The following is a 17,790-nucleotide window of genomic DNA, read 5'->3' on the forward strand; positions in this document are numbered from 1 at the left end:
GCAACGGGCCTGAACCGCCGCGCGCAGAGATGTGCGTCGGCGGTTCTTTTTCGAGCGGCGTCGGTGTCCCTGCCGCCGGTCGACCGGCTGTCCTGGCCGGTTCGCGGCGTCGATGGCGAAACCGTCCGCCTGACGGCGCCTCTGACGACGCCGGACGTTGTTCCTGATGAGGGTCAGGATATCCTCGCAGCGGCCCTGGAGCGTCAGTCGTGAGTGAAGCCATCAATTCCGCGGAACGTGACCGCCTGGCGCTGAAGCGCCCCGACCTGCTGCGCGAGGCCGCCTGGATCGACGGCGCCTGGGTGACCGGCCCGGCGTCCATCGCCGTGACCAATCCGGCGACCGGCCGGGTGCTCGGCCAGGTCCCCTCCCTCGGCGAGGCGGAGACCCTCGCTGCGGTCGCCGCGGCCCAGGCGGCCTTCCCCGCCTGGGCGGCCCGGGCGGCGAAGGAACGGGCGGCGATCCTGCGCCGCTGGTTCGAGCTGATCATGGCCCATCGCGACGACCTGGCCCGGCTGATGACCGCCGAGCAGGGCAAGCCGCTCGCCGAGGCGCAGGGCGAGGTGGCCTACGCCGCCGGCTTCATCGAATGGTTCGGCGAGGAGGCCAAGCGGGCCTATGGCGAGGTGATCCCCGGCCATCAGGCCGACAAGCGGATCGTCGTGCTCAGACAGCCGGTCGGCGTGGTCGCGGCGGTGACGCCGTGGAACTTCCCGGCCGCGATGATCACCCGCAAGGTCGGTCCCGCCCTGGCCGCCGGCTGTACGGTGGTGCTCAAGCCATCGGAGCTGACGCCGTTCTCGGCCCTGGCTCTCGCCCTGCTCGGCGAGGAGGCCGGGCTGCCTGCGGGGGTGTTCAACATCGTCACCGGGCCGCCGGCGCCGATCGGCGCGGTGATGACCACCGATCCCCGGGTGGCCAAGTTCACCTTCACCGGCTCGACCGCCGTCGGGAAGATGCTGGCCGCCGCCTGCATGGGCACGGTCAAGCGCGTGTCGCTGGAGCTCGGCGGCAACGCGCCCTTCATCGTCTTCGACGACGCTGACCTCGACGCCGCCGTCGAGGGGGCCATCGCCAGCAAGTTCCGCAATACCGGCCAGACCTGCGTCTGCGCCAACCGGCTGCTGGTCCAGGCCGGCGTCTATGACGCCTTCGCCGCCCGGCTGACGGCGCGGGTCAGGGACCTGAAGGTCGGCGACGGCCTCGAGGGCCCGACCGACCAGGGGCCCCTGATCAACGACGCGGCCGTGGCCAAGGTCGAACGCCATATCGCCGACGCCCTCGCCGGCGGCGCCCGGGTCCTGACCGGAGGCGCGCGCCGGGGCGAGACCGGAACCTGGTTCGAACCGACCGTGCTGGCGGACGTGTCGGTCAGCGCCCTGCTGAACCGCGAGGAGACCTTCGGGCCGCTGGCCGGACTGGTGCGGTTCGGGACCGAGGCCGAGGCCCTGGCCATCGCCAACGATACGCGGGCCGGGCTGGCGTCCTACGTCTTCACCCGCGACCTGAACCGCGCCTGGCGGGTGGGCGAGGGGCTGCAGTACGGCATGGTCGGCCTCAACACCGGCCTGATCTCCACCGAGGTCGCGCCGTTCGGCGGGGTCAAGGAATCGGGGCTGGGCCGCGAGGGCTCCCACTTCGGCCTCGACGAATATCTCGAGCTGAAGATGATGTGCCTAAGCCTGGGCGCCTAGCAGCCCGGCGACGGGCGCGGATCAGACGAGCCGGGCGCCGCCCTGGACGCAACGCCAGTCGGTCTCCCGGAAAAGTCGCGCAAGGCCGACCGCCACGGACTCACCCTGCGCGGGTGGGGCAATTCAACAGGCTGGAGGCGGGGGTCACGGCGGTGGGGGCAGTCAGGCGCCAAATTGTCTCCGGTAGTCGACCCTAGCTGAGCCTCGCGGAAAGCATTGAAAGTCCAGCGCCAACCAACTCGGCCAGGCGCTCAGGCTGTTCGGGCAGAATGGCGTGGCCGGCATTGGGGAGCGTGGCGACGGCGACCCGGTCGGGATAGGTCGCCCTGAGCGCCTCGGCGCTTGCGGGCGGCGCGATGACGTCGGCCTCGGCCTGGACAATGTAGATATCGACGGTTCCGCCGCCCGACCAGGACATCACGGGCGTGGCGTGAAGCGCCGTCTGCTGGGCCAGGGCGACGGCCGGATACCAGCCGTCACGCCAGACGGCCGGATCGTTTCCCGGCGCGAAGAAGGCGGTCCGGACGGCCGTAAGATGGGCGTCCGCGGACAGGGACTCATCGAACACATCGCGCAGTGCAGCGGCGGCGTCCGGCGGAATCGGGGCCTGACCGCCGCAGGCCAGAAGGATAAGGCCGGACACCATGTCGGGCGCGAAGGCTGCGGTCGCCCTGGCGACGCGGTTGCCGAAGGCGTGCCCGACAAGAACGGCCGACCGACCGGGGCTGAGGAACCGGACCACCTCAGCCACGTCGGCGGCGTAGTCCTGCAGTGTCCGGGCGGCCGGGCCGGCACTGTCTCCGATCCCGCGCGGGTTGATGGCCGCCGTGCGATAGCCGCTTGCGGCCAGTCGGCCGGCCAGATCATCGAAATCTTCCGCGCCGCGGCCGAGTGACGGGATCAGGACGACGAGGGGCCCCTGGCCCCGGACGAGCACCTCCAGGCAGACGGGCTCGGGGACGCCGTCCTGGCTGTAGCGGATCTGTTCGCGGACGAGGCCGCAATCATCTGGCATCATCGGTCCCCAGCAGGGTTGCGAGAAAGGCGAAGTCGGACCAGTCGTCCGGCCCTGGTCCCCCGGGGCCGGCCTCGCGCATGACCTTGACGATGTCCAGCCGGGCCTGGCGCACGACCGTCAGCTTCAGCGATGGAATGACGTAGAGCATCTGGTGGCCGGCGCCGTTGGCCATGACCAGGTCGGGCGGCAGCGCATCCGCGTGCCGGGATGCGTCATTGAGGCGGGTCACCGCATCGTCGGCCGGAGTCGGGCGCGGCAACCACCAGGTCATGCCGTAGGCCGGGTTGACGCCGCTGCCCTGAAACAATGCGGCGAAGGCCTGCTCGTCGACCAGCCGTGCGCCGTCCACGACGCCGCCGGCCCGGACAAGTTCACCAAACCGCGCCCACGCGCGGGCGCTCATGACCGCGCCCGCGGGCAGCCGGGGGAGCCCGTCGGCGCCGCGAGCCCAGTCCGCGTAGCGCAGCCCGATCGGATCGAGAATGCGGTCGTGAAGGTAGGCCAGCGGGTCAGCCGGCCGGCCGGCGTCGCCGAGCTTGCGTCGCAGGACCTCGCCGAACACCTGGAACGGGGCCGGTCCATACTGGAACCGCTCGCCGGGCGCGGCGCTGAAGGGCATCGCGACGGCGTCGGCGTAGGTCGGGATCACCCCGATCTGACTGGGCAGTCCAACCGTCAGGTTCAGAAGCTGGCGCAGGGTCGCGCCGGCCTTGAGCGGCTCGTTCCGCCATTCCGTGAGGGTTTCGGAGACTCGCTCGTCGAGCGTGAGAAGCCCGTCCTGGACGGCGGCCGCGGCCAGGACGCCGAAGAAGCTCTTTGTCCCGGAGTGCAGGGGGTGGGCGTCATCGACGCCGCCCTCCGGATAGTCCTCCAGAACAACGCCGCCATCGTGGAGGATGAGCAGACTGAGCCCGTCATGCCGCGCGGCATAGGCGCGGGCCCGGTCGAGGCCAGCGTCAGAGAGAGCGGCGACGGCATCTGAGGCAACCATGTCAGGCGGCCATCGCCGACCACATGGCGCGGACCATCGCCATGGATCTGGCGTCGCCCATCGTCGTCCGCTGCATCCGGTTCATCACGTAGGCGTAGGTCGCGCGGGTATCCATATCGATGAGGATCAGGGAGCCGCCGTAGCCGCCCCAGAACAGGGTGTTGGGGTTCGGAAGGGGCAGCATCTCCCCTGGAAGGCCGAAGCCCATGCCGTGCCTCACCGGCCTGCCGAGAATGGGATCGTCTCCCTCGATCTGGATCTCAAGCGCCTTGCGGCAGCCGGCCTCAGAGAGAATCCGGCGGCCCTTGGCGACGCCGCCGTTGGCCAGCAGCACATGGATCTCGGCGACCGAGCGGGCATTGCCGGTTCCGCCGGCCGCCGGGATTTCGGCGCCACGCCAGGCCCGCGTGCGCGTCTGCAGCGGATCGTTGACCGGGTTCGTGAAGGTCCGCCGCATGAGGTCATTGGGGAAGGCGTCAAACGGAGGCGGGCCCTCCGGCGGGATCAGGTCAGCGACCCGGTGGTCATGTTCCGCCGGAAGTCCGATATGGAAATCCGCGTCCAGCGGCGCGGCGATTTCCTCGCGGAACACCGTGCCGAGCGACTTGCCGGTGATTCGCCGCACCACCTCTCCGATCAGGTAGCCCTGGGTGATGGCGTGGCAGCCCGGCGCCGACCCGGGCTCCCACCACGGGGCCTGGGCCGCCAGCAGCGCGGTCACCTTGTCCCAGTCGTACAGGTCGGCAGTCACCAGCGGCGCGTCCCAGCCGGACAGGCCGGCCGAATGGCTCATCAGGTGGCTGACCCTGATGTCGCCCTTTCCGTTGGCGGCGAACTCGGGCCAGTATCGGGCGACCGGCGCGTCGAAGTCCAGCTCGCCGCGATCGGCCAGCAGCAGCGCCGTCAGGGCCGTCATGGTCTTGGTCGTGGAGTAGACATTGACGATCGTGTCCGCGGCCCAGGGTCGGGTCCGCTCCGCGTCGGCCCAGCCGCCCCACAGGTCGACCACCGTCTCGCCCTCGAGTGTGGCGCAGAACGACGCGCCCAGGTCGTCACCGCGGGCGAGGTTGCCGGCGAAAGCCTCCCGCACGGTCGAGAACCTGTCTAGGGTGAAGCCATGCACTGCGGGGTCGCTCATCGGATGTCTCACGTCGACTGGTCTCCCCGACCGGGAGTGTCGCGACACCATGGCGACGCCCGTTCATGGGTCAAGGAAATTTACGCATAAGTATCACTTCGCCCTATCGCGTCGATCTTCATTGTTGGCTAGATTGGTAGGCGGGCTCGCCGCCTTACCTCGGCGACGGCCTGCATCGTCCGGAGATCGCCTATGACGTCAGCACCGACTTCCGCCTCCCGCCTCGACGGCCTGCGCGAGGCCGCGCGTGAAGCCTGGTTCTTCACCCTGCCGCTGATCGAGATGGCCATGACCCGGTCCCGGGAAGCGGCAAAGGGGGGGCGCCTCAATACGCTGAGCCATGTGCGCGACCTGCTGACGCACGAGGCGCGCCTCGTGACGATGCCGAACAACGACACCCTCTACTCCAGCGCCCACCTGGACCTCAGCCAGGGGTCCGTCACCGTGGTGGTTCCCCCCTCCGGTGACCGCTACCTCTCGGTGGCGCTGATGGACATGTATACCAACAACTTCGCCATTCTCGGTTCGCGGACGACCGGCCCGGACGGCGGGACGTTCCGGCTTGTCGGGCCGAACGACGCGGCGGGCGGCGAGCGTGTCATCCGGTCGCCGACCAATGACGTCTGGCTGCTGGCGCGTATCCTCGTGGAGGGGCCGGAGGATCTCGATGGCGCGCGCGCTGTGCAGGCAGGCCTCTCGATCCAGGGGCCGGCGGCGCCGCCGCCGCCGCGACGGGCGCACAGGTCCGCGCCCTGGGCGGAATATCTGGCGAGCGCCGATGCGTTGATGGCCGCCAATCCGCCGCCCGTGACCGATCTTGCGCTGCTGCGGCGGATCGCGCCGCTGGGTATCGGCGCCGGTGAGTTCCATGCCGACCGGTTCACCGCGGAGGAGGGCGCTGCGATCCAGCAAGGGCTCGACCTGGCGCGCGCAACCCTGTTCAAGGTGGGCGGCGCAGCCGCCAACAGCGTCGTCGATGGCTGGATCTATCCGGCCTCCAGCCTTGGCGACTTCGGCCAGGCCTACGGCTACCGCGCTGTCGTCGCCCTGGTCGGACTGGCGGCCCTGCCACCGGTCGAGGCGATGTATATGCGGGGCGCGGGCCCCGACCAGGGACACTATGACGGGACCCGGCTCTGGCGGCTGCATATTCCAGCGGACCGGAAAATTCCGGTCGACGGTTTCTGGTCGCTCAGCCTCTACGAGCCCACGTCAGAGGGGCAGTATTTCTTCGTCGAAAACCCGCTCGATCGATTCCTGATCGGGGACCGCACCCCCGGGGTGGTCTATGGGGACGACGGGTCCCTCGATATCTGGATCGGCCACGAAAGCCCCGGCGTCGGGCTGGAAAGCAACTGGCTGCCGGCGCCCGCTGGTCCGTTCGCCCTGAACCTGCGGGCCTATCTGCCGCGGGCCGAGCTTCTGGGCGGTCACTATCGCTTGCCGCCCGTGTTGCCGGTTGACTGATGACGACGTTCAGGCGACCGAGACCCATGATGATCACCGGCGTGAAACCGTCATGACCAGGACCGCGGCAGGCGCACAGGCGAAGGCGGCCGGGGCTCCGCCCGTCCAGAAGAAGTCGCGCCGCGACCGACTGATCGACGAGGCGGCCCGCCACCTCAATGTGCTCGGTCTAACGGACAGTTCGCTGCGCGACATCGCCGCCGAACTGGGGATCTCTCGCGCGGCGCTCTACTACTACATCGAGGATCGCGAGGACCTCGTATTCCAGGTCTACCGGCGCACCTGCGAGCTGCTGGCCCGGCACCTGGGCGAGGCTGTCGCCGCCGGCCCCAATGCCCTGGATGTGGTGCAGACATTTGTCGCACGTGCCGTATCGCCGGACGAACCTGAGCTCGTGGCCCTGAATGAAATGGGGGTCCTTCGCGATACCGATCGCGAGACCGTTCTGGCGCTCTACGAAGGGGTGGTGTCGCGACTGACCGGCATCCTCGAGGCCGGCGCAACGACGGGAGATATCCGGGTCTGTGACTATCCGGTCGTGGCGCGCACGATCCTGAGCCTGATCCTCGGCGCCGCCGTCATGATCCGCTGGCCCATGGACGGCGTTGACCAGCCGCAGCTGGATCGGAAGCTCTTTGCGGACACCCTGACAGACGTCCTTGCCAACGGCTGGGTGGTCGACAGGAGGGCGAAGATCAATCCGCCCCTCATCGACCTTACGCCTCTGCGGCCAAGATCTGTCGCGGGGTTCGACCGTAAGGGTCTGGCCGCGGCGAAGCGCGACCAGATCCTCCTGACCGCGTCGCGGCTGTTCAATCGCAAGGGCATCGACGGCACCTCACTGGACGAGATCGCCGCCGAGCTGTCGGCGACCAAGCGAACGCTCTACCAGTATGTCGGCGACAAGCAGGCCATTGTGTCGGCCTGCTACGGACGGCTCGTAGATCAGAACCGCTATATGCAGGCCCAACTCGACATTCAGCGTCGATCCGGCGTGCCGGTTCTGGACTGCGTGGTCAGCCAGCAGCGCGCCGGCGCGCTGGTGTCGATGATGGAAGACGTGGAGTTTCTCAGGGTTACGACCAGCTACGTGAACCTCCCGGAACTTGACAGGGCCGAGCTCAAGGCGCTCGGCGCCGAGGTATTCCTGCGGTTCAAGAGACTGCTGGAGGGGCTGTATCAGGAAGGCTTGATCCGCGACGTCGATCAGAACTGCCTTCTCATGCAGATGCCGCTCGCCCCCAACTGGCTTCCCAGGAGCCCCATCGAGGGCGGCGCAGAGCGCAAGATGGAGATCGCGGTCGAAGTCCAGGATGTCCTGCGTCTCGGCCTGAAACCCCTCTAGGCTAACCGCCCGGGCTCATTTCCGTTGCGGTTTCCTCGATGTCGGCGGGCGAAAGGGGCGCGTACTGCAGCCCCTTGAGGAGACCCGAGACCAGGACACTCGTGGCGGCGACGCCGCTGAGGCCGATGACCATCCAGATCATCGCGTCATAGTTCCCGTTCCGGTCGAAAATGGCCCCGCCAAGCACTGCGCCCGCCACGCCGGACAGGCCGGCGATCAGGCCCAGCAGACCCATGATCATCCCGTAGGATCGAAGGCCGAAGTATCGCGCCGCGAAGAAGGCCAGGACGTCGCCGTCCGAGCCCTGCGAAAGGCCGATCAGGGTCGCGCCGGCGAAGAGTAGCCAGAAGGGAGCGCCCGGAACCAGGAACAGGCTGGCTCCGATGATCGGCAGGGCCATGGCCACGAAGGCCACGCCGGGCGACCAAAGCCTGTCGAGCAGCACGCCGCAGACAAGGCGGCCCGTCACGATGCAGGCGACATACCAGGATCCGAGCAGTGCGGCGGTCGCGCCGGGGATCCCGCGATCGGACAGCAGCGGCTGGAACTGACTGGCGAAGGCGCCGATCGCGACGCTGACGGCGAGCATGCAGACCGCCATCAGCCAGAACCGGCCATCGCCGAGCGCCTGACGGAACGACAGGCCCGCGATGTCTTGCGCCGCTTCGCCTTCGGTCTCCGGGGCCGGCGGTGACGTGCGCGTCGCGAGGCCGAGGAAGAACCAGGACCCCAGCCCCATGACCAGGGCGACGGGCGCCATCATCGCGAAGCCCGCGCGCCATCCCCAGAGGGCTATGACGTGCTGCAACAGGGGCAGCACGGCGATCGCGACAAAGGCGTTTCCGCTGATGCCGATCGCCAGGGCGAGGCCTCGGCTGTGGTCAAACGCCGCGACCAGCGGACGCATGAACACCAGCGGTGCGGTCGACGGCCCCGCCAGAACGCCGATGAACACCATGATCGCGAGATAGATCCAGAACGGACCCGGCATGGCCGCGAGCATCAGGTAGGTCAGCGCGAACAGAAATCCGCCCGCGAAGATGAAGGGTCGGGCGCCATGCCGATCAACCGCGGCGCCGAGCCAGGGACCGGTCAGGGAAACGATGAGCGCGCCGACGCCGCCCAGGGCGATCTGTCCGCGTCCCCAGCCGAACGCCTCGCCGAGAGGCTTGATGAAGAGGCCCGCGACGTTGCTGTACAGGCTGATGCCGGCGGCCGCGCCGAGCGCCGCGCCGACCAGCGTTGGCCACCCCTGCCGCCATTCCTGCCGTCGACTGCCCATGCCCGCTCCCCCGCCTGGTCCCCGTTTTGGCGACGCCGCCACAGGCTACATGCAACACTTCAGCGCCAATGGATACGGATTTGTCAAAATCGCTTGACGCACTGTTTTCGACAGGGTGGTATGCGATACCAGAACGTAAAATGATCACCGGCTTGAACCGTTGATCTGGCTCCGAGGGGGAGGCGACACCATGATGATTTCAACTGCGCGCGATCGGGCTTCGGCGGTGAAGCGGCTGCTGCTGGCCGGCGCCGCCTGCATTCCGCTCGTGGGCCTGCCCCTGACGGCCCAGGCCGCCGATGAACCGAACGACGCGACCGTTGGCGAGCTCGTCGTCACCGCCCGCCACCGGGTGGAAAACGTTCAGGATGTGCCGGCGGCGGTCTCGGTGCTTGGCGGCGAGACTCTCAGCAACACCAATACGACCAACATCACCCAGCTGTCCGAGATGCTGCCCAGCGTGCAGTTCACGGCCTACAATCCGCGCAATTCGCAGATCAATATCCGCGGCCTCGGCAGCGCCAGCAATCTCGCCAACGACGGCCTGGAGCCGGGGGTCGGCTTCTACGTAGATCAGGTCTACTACGCCCGTCCGGCCTCGGCGACGTTCGATCTGATCGACATCGACAGCGTGCAGGTCCTGCGGGGGCCCCAGGGCACCCTCTACGGCAAGAACACCACGGCGGGGGCTGTCGCCGTCTCGACGGCCGCGCCGACCTTTGATCCCGAAGCCCGTGTCGAGCTGACCGCCGGCGACTATGCCTATGCCCAGGGCAAGCTCTCGGTCTCCGGTCCACTGTTCGGCGATACGGTCGCCGGTCGCCTGTCGGCCTCCTACACGACCCGCAGTGGCTTCTACACCAACGTGGCGACCGGGGACCAGGTCAACAGCTACCGGAACCTGATGCTGCGGGGGCAACTGCTCTTCAAGCCGTCGGACACCTTCAGCGTCCGACTGACCGGCGACTTCAGCCAGCAGAACACCAACTGTTGCGCCCAGGTCCTGTCCGACATCGTCACGCCCTCCAACGGCGCCGACTTCGTCGCGATCTCGCAGCACTTCGGCTACACCCCCGTCGTCGAGCCGTTTGCGCGCCGCACCAACACCAATGTCGAGGTCTTCGCGCGGCAGGAAACCGGCGGCGCCTCGGCCGTTGCGGAGTGGGATCTGCCCGGAATGACGGTCACGTCGGTCACGGCGTGGCGCTACTGGGACTGGACGCCCTCCAATGACCTCGACGCCAGCCCGCTGGACCTGTTCCGTCAGGCCAGCGTCTCGGACAACCAGGATCAGTACAGCCAGGAACTGCGGATCGCCTCCACGGGCGAGAACACGATCGACTATGTCGCGGGCCTCTACTATTTCCGCGAAGACCTGAAGAACGAGACCATCACCGAGTACGGGGCCGCGGCGGCCTACACCTACGTCAGTGCGGCTGTTCCAGGCGCAGTGCTGGAAGGCGTCCGGACTGTCGGCGACGGCAAGATCAAGTCCACCAGCTATGCCGCCTACGGTCAGGCGACGTGGCATCTGACGCCGCGTCTCGATGTCACCGGCGGCCTGCGATACACTTATGACAAGAAGGCGGGGACCTTCGACCAGGTGGCCAGCGGCGGCGTGCCGCTCGTCGGCATCCCGCTGGTCTTCTTCACCGCCCTCCGCGCCGGCTTCGCGCCCAACATCAGCTACGACGCTGCGGACAGTGACCGGAAATGGTCCGGCCAGCTTGGCATGGCCTATGACGTCTCCGACGACGTGATGATCTATGCGAACGCCGCGCGCGGCTACAAAACGGGCGGCGTCAATCTGGCCGCGCTGCCGACGGCCGTGCCGAAGATCATCGCGCCGGAACAGGTCGACAGCATCGAAGCTGGCCTCAAGACCCGTCTGTTCGATCGTCGCATGACCCTGAACCTCGCCCTCTTCCAAGAGACGGCCAAGGACTACCAGGCCAACATCTACGACGCCGCCCTGGTGAAACTCTATCTTGCCAACGTGCCGGAGGTCCGCACGCGCGGGCTGGAGTTCGACATGCAGGCTCGGCCGGTCGACCAGCTGTCGCTCTACGCTTCCGGCGCCCTGACCGAGGCGACCTACACCGACTATCCTGCGGCGGCCTGCGGTCTCGAGAACATCACCCTGGCGTCCTGCGATCTGACCGGCGGCCAGGTGGCCGGCGTGCCGAAGTGGGCCTGGTCGGGTGGCGGCGAGTACCGCGCGCCGGTGGCGCTCGGAGAACTCTTCGTCGGCCTCGACTACTCGTACCGCTCGAAGATCGGCAGCACCGGAAACTCCCGCTACACCGAGCTGGAGGGGCGCGGCCTGGTCAACGCCCGGATCGGCGTCCGCTCGGCCGACGGTGGCTGGACGGCCTACGTCTGGTCCAGGAACCTGCTCGACGAGGCGTACCTCACGACAAAGGTGCCGATCGGCAACAACGGCGGCCTGTTCTCGAACGTCGGCGATCCCCGGACGGTGGGTGCGACCCTCCGCGTCGACTTCTAACCCTCATCGGGCGCCCTCCCGAATGGACGCGTCTTGACGACCGGCCGGACATCCGGAAGTCAGGACGCCCCGTCCTGTCGCCACCGCACGGGCTACGGCCCGTGTGGTGGCGTCTCTTTTCGCGCACCAGGTTTCTGACCATGACCCAGCCCGACAGCCGCCACCTCGTCGACCCGCAGCTCCTGCCGATGCTCGAAGCGTTTCCGACCGTCGCCATCAGCGCGGAGATGCTGCCGGCGATGCGCGCCCGGCCGCCGTGGTTCCCGGTCAGTCCCGATGACGTCGCCCGCACCGACCTGACCGTGCGCAAGGTCCCGGGACCCGCGGGGGCGCCGGAGGTCGAGGTCTGGATCTATCGACCACGCGGCGCCGCCGGCCCGCTGCCCTGCATCTTCCACATCCACGGCGGCGGTTATGTCGCCGGCGACGCCGCCCAGAACGAGGGGGGGCATCGTCCGCTGGCCGCCAATCTCGGCTGCTGCATCGTGTCGGTGAACTACCGCCTGGCGCCGGAGACGCCGCATCCGGGGCCGGTCGAGGACTGCTACGCGGCCCTGGCCTGGCTGTTCGCCAACGCCGGCGAGCTTGACGTCGATCCCGCGCGGGTCGGCGTCATGGGCGAAAGCGCGGGCGGCGGCCTCGCCGCGGCGCTGGCGCTGCTGGTGCGGGACCGCGGCCAGCACCGCCTGGCCTTCCAGCATCTGATCTATCCGATGCTGGACGACCGGACCTGTGTCGCGAGCGACCCCCATCCCTTCGTCGGCGAGTACATCTGGACCGCCCACAACAACCATTTCGGCTGGTCGAGCCTGCTGGGCCACGCGCCCGGGGGCGACGGCGTCTCGCCCTACGCGGCGCCTGCCCGGGCCGAAGACCTGTCCGGACTGCCGCCGACCTTCCTGTCGACCGGCTCGCTCGACCTCTTCCTGGAGGAGGACCTCGAGTACGCCCGACGCCTGCTGCGCGCCGGAGTGCCGGTGGAGCTGCACGTCTATCCCGGCGGCTTCCACGCCTTCAACGTGGCGCCCGGCGTGACGATCGCCGCCATGGCCCGACGCGACAGCACCGACGCCCTCGCCAGGGCGCTGGCGTAGAACGCCGGGGCGGCGACTGCGGGCGCAGAGTCAGGAGGGGTCCGGTCTGGCAGCCTACCCTGCCGATTTGCCTGCCCGGCGCCGGAGGCCCCGAGCAGGCCACCGATGCGTGTCTGGTCATCCTGGGGGTGCCATTGCACGGTCGCGGAAACCCGCTTGGTGCGATCTTCGGGTTCGTGCTCGGACGGGTCCTGAACCATCCATGTGCACAGGGAAAACGGCGGCTCACGCTTCCACCGTGCCTTGCATTGAACAGTCGTCACGGCACGACCCGTGCCCCGATCTTGGCGGCGCTGGACAGCGAAGGTTGTGGTCGCGCTGGTTTGACGGGCCACCTCGCCGACCAGCTTCTTTACGCCGACATACGCAACCACCTCTGCACAGGCGACGCGGTCGTTTTGTCAAAGCCCTGGTTGCGGATGTCTGCTTCCCACGCTTCTCGGAAGTTGGCGGTGTCTGCTTCCAGGTCGGCGGAATTGCCCACCTTTCACGTCTGGCAACTCCCAGGGGGGCAAAATGCTTGGGTCCCGCCAAATGGAAACCGGTGTGGGCCTGCCCAACTTAGAAACAGTAACACCGGGGCCCTGGCAAACCTCAGGGCTCGCCCATCGGAAACCGGTGCTGGTTGTCACTTGGCGCGTCCACAGTCGAGCGGCCGGGGCTGGTCCGCCGTCACAGATGGGGCTCCGCGAAAAAACGCCGCAAATACGCGGCCGGGTCTGCGTTGCCCTGGCGAGGGGGGGCTGTCGTTGTCGGGCCGCATTGAATTAGTGAACCACTACGCGCGCGCGCGCGAAGGGGCGGCTCACTAAAAGAGCGGCGTGCGTTTTGCTCGGGCTCGACTGTCTATGAGCGACGTTTTTGGGGCCCTAGTTGGGGCGCCGACATTTCAGTTGAAAATAATCATTTAAAATCAAGCCCTTATGGGCTCGGGTGGCGGAGAGGGTGGGATTCGAACCCACGGTGCCCTTCCAGGCACGCCGCATTTCGAGTGCGGTACATTCGACCACTCTGCCACCTCTCCGTAGACGCCGGGTGTAGGGGGCCTGGACCCCCTGAGTGCGAAGGCGCGGAACCTAGCGACGCGTTCCTCCGAACGCAAGCGGCTGTTTGCGGTTCAGGCTCTGGGCCAGAGTACGGCCTGGGTGCAGCGGAACAGGGCCATGACCCTGCCGGTGTCCTGGTGGCGCACCTCGGCGTCCCACAGCTGGGTCGTGCGGCCGCCGTGGACCAGCCGCGCCTCGCAGGCGACGACGCCCTCGCGGGCGGTGCTGATGAAGTTGGTCTTCAGCTCGATCGTCGTGAAGCCGCTCGCGCCCTCGGGCAGGGAGGCGACGCAGCCGTAGCCGCAGGCGCTGTCGGCCAGGGTGATGACGCTGGCCGCGTGCAGGAAGCCGTTGGGGGCCATGTGGTGCTTGGCGACGGTGAACCGGCCGCGGACCAGGCCGCGCTGGACGGTCTCCCATTCCATGCCGAGGATCCCGGGCAGGTGGCCCTTCTGGCCTTCGGCGAACCGCGGCGCGAGCTCGATGACGGTGTCGGTCATTCAGAAGGCCCCTCCACGGCCCTGGCCGCCGGCGAAGCGGGCGGCGCCGGCGACGGTCTCGCCGGACTTGAGCGTATCCAGACCCAGCGCGATCTCGCGCGCCGTGGCGGCGTCCCAGTCGAGGCTCCACTGGTCCAGCGCCGAGCGGCGGTCGTTGCGCAGGCAGCCCTGCGGGAAGGCGGCGATCTGCCGGCCCAGGGCGATCGCGGCCGACAGCGCCTGACCGTCTTCGACCACGCGATTGGCCAGGCCGATGGCCAGCGCCTCCCCGGCGTCGACCGGGCGACCGGTCAGGATCAGGTCCATGGCCCGCGACTGGCCGATCAGGCGCGGCAGGCGGACGGTGCCCAGATCGATCAGCGGCACGCCGAACCGGCGGCAGAACACGCCGAAGGTCGCGCCGCGCGCGGCCACGCGCAGGTCGCACCACAGGGCCAGCTCCAGCCCGCCGGCCACGGCGAAGCCCTCGACGGCGGCGATCACCGGCTTGGACAGCTGCAGGCGGGTCGGGCCCATGGGGCCGAAGTCGCCGGCCGGCTCGACGCGGTTGCCGCCGCCGCCGGCGATGGCCTTGAGGTCCGCGCCGGCGCAGAAGTTGCCGCCGGTTCCGGTCAGGATGGCGACAGACGCCGCGTCATCGGCGTCGAACGCCTTGAAGGCGTCGTACAGCGCCCGGGCGGTCGGGCCGTCGACGGCGTTGCGCCGCTCCGCCCGGTCGATGGCCACGACGGTGATCTCGCCGTCGCGCGTGAGGGTTACGGTCATGGTCCTGCTCCCGCGAAAACCGGTCCGCCCACTGTGAGCGGGCGCCGCGCGGGGAAGGCAAGTCGTTTTTCGAAACGGTCCTAGGCCGCGACGGCGTCCGGGTCCGGCTTCTCCAGCTGGCCTTCCCATTTCGCCACCACGGCGGCGGCGACGGAGTTGCCGACCACGTTGGTCGCCGAGCGGCCCATGTCGAGCACCTGGTCGACCGCAAGGATCAGGGCCAGGCCCGCCTCCGGCAGCTTGAAGTAGGCCAGGGTCGCGGCGATCACCACCAGCGAGGCGCGCGGCACCCCGGCCATGCCCTTGGAGGTGACCATCAGCAGCAGCAGCATGGTGACCTGCTGGCTGACGCTCATCTCGATGCCGTAGATCTGGGCGATGAACAGGGTGGCGAAGGTGCAGTACATCATCGACCCGTCCAGATTGAACGAGTAGCCGAGCGGCAGGACGAAGGACGCGACCTTGCGGCTGACGCCGAACTTCTGCAGCGCCTCAAGCGTGCGCGGGTAGGCGGCTTCGGAGCTGGCGGTGCCGAAGGCCAGCAGGGTCGGCTGCCAGACGCTGGCCAGCAGGCGGAAGATGCGGGGGCCCACGAACAGCAGCCCGGCCAGCGCCAGGGTCGTCCACAGCACGCCGAGCGACAGATAGAAGCCGCCGATGAACTTGGCGTAGATCGTCAGGATCTCCACCCCGTACTGGGTCACGGTCGCGGCGAGGGCGGCGAAGATCGCCAGCGGAGCCAGCCGCATCACATAGCCGGTCACCTTGAGCATGATGGCGGCCAGCTGCTCGACCAGCACCAGCACCTGCGGGGCCTTGTCGTCGAGGCTGGCGACGGCCACCCCGATGAAGATCGAGAAGACCACGATCTGCAGGATCTCGTTGTTGGCCATCGCCTCGAAGATCGACTTCGGGAAGACGTGGGTGATGAACTCCTGCAGCGTGAACTTGGCCGTATCGACGGTGGCCGCGGTCGCGTCGGGGACCGGCAGGGTCAGGCCCACGCCCGGCTGCAGCAGGTGGACCATCCCCAGGCCCAGCAGCAGCGAGACCAGCGAGGCGGAGATGAACCAGAACATCGTCTTGGCCCCGACCCGGCCGACGCTGCCCGCGTCGCCCATGTGGGCGATGCCGGCGACGAGGGTGGAGAACACCAGCGGCGCGATGATCATCTTGATCAGCCGCAGGAAGACGTCGGTGACCACCTTGAACCAGCCGACGATCTGCTTGATCTGCTCGGGGTCGTGGAAATGCTGGTTGCACCAGGCGCCGACGGCGATCCCCCCGACCATGGCGATAACGATCAGCAGCGTGAACAGGCGATTCATGCGGGGTCCCCGGAAATCCGAACACCCTTTTTCACCGGGATCGCGCGCCGCGTCCATGCGCATGCGCTAGAGTGCCCCTTCGGCGGAGGAGCGGACGGCCATGCGCAGTGATCTGGACAGTCTCGCGAAGACCCTCACCGCCCTGATGCTACGGGCGGCTCCGGAGATGACCGTCAAGGCGGCCGGCGAGCGCGGCGTGCATTTTCTGGCGTCCTGGGACAACCCGCGCATGCCGGGCCAGCCGATGTGGTTCGGCGGCGTGCAGAGGATGAAAAACTACGTCAGCTACCATCTGATGCCGGTCTACAGCCACGCCGCCCTGGCCGCGACCATCCCGCCCGGGCTGAAGGCCCGCATGCAGGGCAAGAGCTGCTTCAACTTCCGCGCCGAGGACCCCGCGCTGTTCGAGCAGCTCGAGGCCCTGACCCGCGCGGCCGCCGCCGCCTACGCCCGGCCGTTTCGCCTGGAAGGCGCGGGGCGGGCGACGCGCATCGTCACCTGACGGTCAGGTCGAGGCGACCTTCATCGGCAGGAAGCGGCTGTTGCGCAGCAGGCCGGCGGTCACCAGCGACACCAGCACGCCGACCGGGAAAATCTCGACGAAGGTCATCGGCAGCCGGAACAGCGGATTGGCGTACTGCGTCCGGAATCGCTCCATCTCCGCACTCATGCGGGCGACCTCGGCGGCCGAGTCGCCCTTCGCGCGGGCGGCCGCGATCATCGCCCGGCTGTAGTCGTCGATGAAGGCGAAGTGGGTCGCGTGAAGGGTGATCTCCCAGGCGATCGTGTAGATCACGCTGGCCACCACGCTGATGCCCAGTCCGGCCAGCAAGGCCGGCAGGAAGCGGATCACGCCGCCCAGCGTACGGTCGCGATAGCGTTTGACGCCGACGAAGGTCAGGCTGAGCGCCAGCAGCATGACCAGGTAGCCGGTGACCATCGAATGGCTGCCGTGACCCGGCTGGCCGAAGATCATCATCAGGTTCATCGGCAGGGCGACGACGGCGCCGGCGGCGAGTCCGAAAATCAGGATGGTGCGAAGCATGGGAGTCCCCCGTTGTTTGACGGCCGCAGGAGAAGCCGTCCGGTCGCTCGCGAACAATCGCCCAAAAGGGTGATTTCGGAAAACTCGCCCGAAGGTCCTACGGGATCAGGCGCAGTTCGCGGGCCCGCAGCACGGCGTCCGTCCGGCGCACGGCCTCGAGCTTCTCGTAGAGCCGCGCGATGTGGGTCTTGACGGTGTTGGGCGACAGGTTGAGTTGCCGCGCGATCTCCTTGTTGGACCGCCCGGCCGCCAGCAGGCCGAGCACCTCGTGCTCGCGGCGGGTGATGCCGAGCGCGGTCAGCGCTGGCGTGTTGGTCTCGAATCCGCCCGCCGCCACCGGCCGGAACAGCCGCGCCCCGACCCACACGCCCAGGCCGAGGAAGCCGGCCGCGACGAGGCCGACCCATACCTGCCCGGCATGGGCCCGGGCCCAGAGCCGGTAGTCCAGCCACTGCAGCGCCACCGCGCCCAGGGCCAGGACAAGGCCGTAGATCAGCACCGTCTTCCACATGACCGGCGAGCCTAGGGGCGGTTTTCCGCGCGCGCCAGTGCGGCGGTTTGCGACGGTTCG

Annotated in this window: 15 protein-coding genes and 1 tRNA gene; 6 read left to right on the forward strand and 10 right to left on the reverse strand. The window is 68.5% G+C overall.

The genetic code is table 11. The features are described from left to right. The first annotated feature begins 209 nt into the window (after nucleotides 1–209). Nucleotides 210–1,694, forward strand: a complete 1,485-nt coding sequence (locus AC1RN0_RS13835; RefSeq protein ID WP_492788034.1) for an NAD-dependent succinate-semialdehyde dehydrogenase — start codon at nucleotides 210–212, stop codon at nucleotides 1,692–1,694. A 193-nt stretch (nucleotides 1,695–1,887) separates the two neighbouring features. On the opposite strand, the gene AC1RN0_RS13840 is transcribed toward AC1RN0_RS13835, so the two are convergent. The 3 genes from AC1RN0_RS13840 to AC1RN0_RS13850 are packed head-to-tail and all read right to left on the reverse strand — an operon-like array spanning nucleotide 1,888 to nucleotide 4,841. After that, nucleotides 1,888–2,712 carry an alpha/beta fold hydrolase gene (locus AC1RN0_RS13840; RefSeq protein ID WP_492788035.1) on the reverse strand — a complete coding sequence of 275 codons (825 nt, stop codon included), beginning with the start codon at nucleotides 2,710–2,712 and terminating at the stop codon, nucleotides 1,888–1,890. Next, nucleotides 2,699–3,703 (reverse strand): serine hydrolase domain-containing protein, encoded by a 1,005-nt coding sequence (locus tag AC1RN0_RS13845; RefSeq protein WP_492788036.1) that lies wholly within the window; start codon nucleotides 3,701–3,703, stop codon nucleotides 2,699–2,701. The genes AC1RN0_RS13840 and AC1RN0_RS13845 overlap by 14 nt, the downstream gene beginning before the upstream one ends. Nucleotide 3,704: 1 nt before the next feature. Further along, nucleotides 3,705–4,841, reverse strand: a complete 1,137-nt coding sequence (locus tag AC1RN0_RS13850) for a serine hydrolase domain-containing protein (RefSeq protein WP_492788037.1) — start codon at nucleotides 4,839–4,841, stop codon at nucleotides 3,705–3,707. A gap of 192 nt (nucleotides 4,842–5,033) precedes the next feature. Here AC1RN0_RS13850 and AC1RN0_RS13855 point away from each other — a divergent pair, with 192 nt between their 5' ends. Then, a complete protein-coding gene (locus AC1RN0_RS13855) occupies nucleotides 5,034–6,308 on the forward strand; it encodes a DUF1254 domain-containing protein (RefSeq protein ID WP_492788038.1) in 1,275 nt (424 codons plus the stop codon). A 52-nt stretch (nucleotides 6,309–6,360) separates the two neighbouring features. Then, nucleotides 6,361–7,653, forward strand: coding sequence for a TetR/AcrR family transcriptional regulator (locus tag AC1RN0_RS13860; protein WP_492788039.1), 1,293 nt, complete (start codon nucleotides 6,361–6,363; stop codon nucleotides 7,651–7,653). 1 nt (nucleotide 7,654) lies between these two features. Here the strand turns inward: AC1RN0_RS13860 and AC1RN0_RS13865 are convergent, their stop codons facing one another. Beyond that, nucleotides 7,655–8,935 (reverse strand): MFS transporter, encoded by a 1,281-nt coding sequence (locus AC1RN0_RS13865; RefSeq protein WP_492788040.1) that lies wholly within the window; start codon nucleotides 8,933–8,935, stop codon nucleotides 7,655–7,657. A gap of 190 nt (nucleotides 8,936–9,125) precedes the next feature. On the opposite strand from AC1RN0_RS13865, the gene AC1RN0_RS13870 reads away from it, so the two are divergent. Together AC1RN0_RS13870 and AC1RN0_RS13875 are read left to right on the forward strand one after the other, a co-directional pair. Beyond that, entirely contained in the window at nucleotides 9,126–11,441 is a 2,316-nt protein-coding gene (locus tag AC1RN0_RS13870; RefSeq protein WP_492788041.1) for a TonB-dependent receptor, read from the forward strand. Between the two features lie 140 nt (nucleotides 11,442–11,581). Continuing rightward, nucleotides 11,582–12,535, forward strand: coding sequence for an alpha/beta hydrolase (locus tag AC1RN0_RS13875; RefSeq protein WP_492788042.1), 954 nt, complete (start codon nucleotides 11,582–11,584; stop codon nucleotides 12,533–12,535). 934 nt (nucleotides 12,536–13,469) lie between these two features. On the opposite strand, the gene AC1RN0_RS13880 is transcribed toward AC1RN0_RS13875, so the two are convergent. From AC1RN0_RS13880 to AC1RN0_RS13895, 4 genes are all read right to left on the reverse strand, one after another. After that, nucleotides 13,470–13,559: transfer RNA gene (locus AC1RN0_RS13880), tRNA-Ser, on the reverse strand. Between the two features lie 93 nt (nucleotides 13,560–13,652). Beyond that, nucleotides 13,653–14,081, reverse strand: a complete 429-nt coding sequence (locus AC1RN0_RS13885; protein WP_492788043.1) for a PaaI family thioesterase — start codon at nucleotides 14,079–14,081, stop codon at nucleotides 13,653–13,655. Continuing rightward, a complete protein-coding gene (locus AC1RN0_RS13890) occupies nucleotides 14,082–14,846 on the reverse strand; it encodes a crotonase/enoyl-CoA hydratase family protein (RefSeq protein WP_492788044.1) in 765 nt (254 codons plus the stop codon). An 80-nt stretch (nucleotides 14,847–14,926) separates the two neighbouring features. Beyond that, nucleotides 14,927–16,174 carry a dicarboxylate/amino acid:cation symporter gene (locus tag AC1RN0_RS13895; protein WP_492788045.1) on the reverse strand — a complete coding sequence of 416 codons (1,248 nt, stop codon included), beginning with the start codon at nucleotides 16,172–16,174 and terminating at the stop codon, nucleotides 14,927–14,929. A 100-nt stretch (nucleotides 16,175–16,274) separates the two neighbouring features. On the opposite strand from AC1RN0_RS13895, the gene AC1RN0_RS13900 reads away from it, so the two are divergent. Further along, complete coding sequence (locus AC1RN0_RS13900) at nucleotides 16,275–16,676, forward strand: hypothetical protein (RefSeq protein WP_492788046.1); 402 nt, start codon at nucleotides 16,275–16,277, stop codon at nucleotides 16,674–16,676. Nucleotides 16,677–16,679: 3 nt separating this feature from the next. Here AC1RN0_RS13900 and AC1RN0_RS13905 read toward each other — a convergent pair whose 3' ends face one another. Both AC1RN0_RS13905 and AC1RN0_RS13910 read right to left on the reverse strand, forming a co-directional pair. Continuing rightward, entirely contained in the window at nucleotides 16,680–17,219 is a 540-nt protein-coding gene (locus AC1RN0_RS13905; RefSeq protein WP_492788047.1) for a DUF4199 domain-containing protein, read from the reverse strand. Between the two features lie 97 nt (nucleotides 17,220–17,316). Continuing rightward, on the reverse strand, nucleotides 17,317–17,730 hold the full coding sequence (locus AC1RN0_RS13910) for a response regulator transcription factor (RefSeq protein ID WP_492788048.1): 414 nt from the start codon (nucleotides 17,728–17,730) through the stop codon (nucleotides 17,317–17,319). Between the last annotated feature and the right edge of the window lie 60 nt (nucleotides 17,731–17,790).

The organism is Caulobacter sp. GW821-FHT12F03 (assembly GCF_058806855.1).

What these genes read in the sequence shown, in the direction of transcription:
- AC1RN0_RS13905 (WP_492788047.1), bottom strand. Translation starts at nt 17,219, where the DNA reads ATGCTTCGCACCATCCTGATTTTCGGACTCGCCGCCGGCGCCGTCGTC.
- AC1RN0_RS13890 (WP_492788044.1), bottom strand. Translation starts at nt 14,846, where the DNA reads ATGACCGTAACCCTCACGCGCGACGGCGAGATCACCGTCGTGGCCATC.
- AC1RN0_RS13855 (WP_492788038.1), top strand. Translation starts at nt 5,034, where the DNA reads ATGACGTCAGCACCGACTTCCGCCTCCCGCCTCGACGGCCTGCGCGAG.
- AC1RN0_RS13860 (WP_492788039.1), top strand. Translation starts at nt 6,361, where the DNA reads ATGACCAGGACCGCGGCAGGCGCACAGGCGAAGGCGGCCGGGGCTCCG.
- AC1RN0_RS13845 (WP_492788036.1), bottom strand. Translation starts at nt 3,703, where the DNA reads ATGGTTGCCTCAGATGCCGTCGCCGCTCTCTCTGACGCTGGCCTCGAC.
- AC1RN0_RS13900 (WP_492788046.1), top strand. Translation starts at nt 16,275, where the DNA reads ATGCGCAGTGATCTGGACAGTCTCGCGAAGACCCTCACCGCCCTGATG.
- AC1RN0_RS13840 (WP_492788035.1), bottom strand. Translation starts at nt 2,712, where the DNA reads ATGATGCCAGATGATTGCGGCCTCGTCCGCGAACAGATCCGCTACAGC.
- AC1RN0_RS13875 (WP_492788042.1), top strand. Translation starts at nt 11,582, where the DNA reads ATGACCCAGCCCGACAGCCGCCACCTCGTCGACCCGCAGCTCCTGCCG.
- AC1RN0_RS13895 (WP_492788045.1), bottom strand. Translation starts at nt 16,174, where the DNA reads ATGAATCGCCTGTTCACGCTGCTGATCGTTATCGCCATGGTCGGGGGG.
- AC1RN0_RS13850 (WP_492788037.1), bottom strand. Translation starts at nt 4,841, where the DNA reads ATGAGCGACCCCGCAGTGCATGGCTTCACCCTAGACAGGTTCTCGACC.
- AC1RN0_RS13865 (WP_492788040.1), bottom strand. Translation starts at nt 8,935, where the DNA reads ATGGGCAGTCGACGGCAGGAATGGCGGCAGGGGTGGCCAACGCTGGTC.
- AC1RN0_RS13910 (WP_492788048.1), bottom strand. Translation starts at nt 17,730, where the DNA reads ATGTGGAAGACGGTGCTGATCTACGGCCTTGTCCTGGCCCTGGGCGCG.
- AC1RN0_RS13885 (WP_492788043.1), bottom strand. Translation starts at nt 14,081, where the DNA reads ATGACCGACACCGTCATCGAGCTCGCGCCGCGGTTCGCCGAAGGCCAG.
- AC1RN0_RS13870 (WP_492788041.1), top strand. Translation starts at nt 9,126, where the DNA reads ATGATGATTTCAACTGCGCGCGATCGGGCTTCGGCGGTGAAGCGGCTG.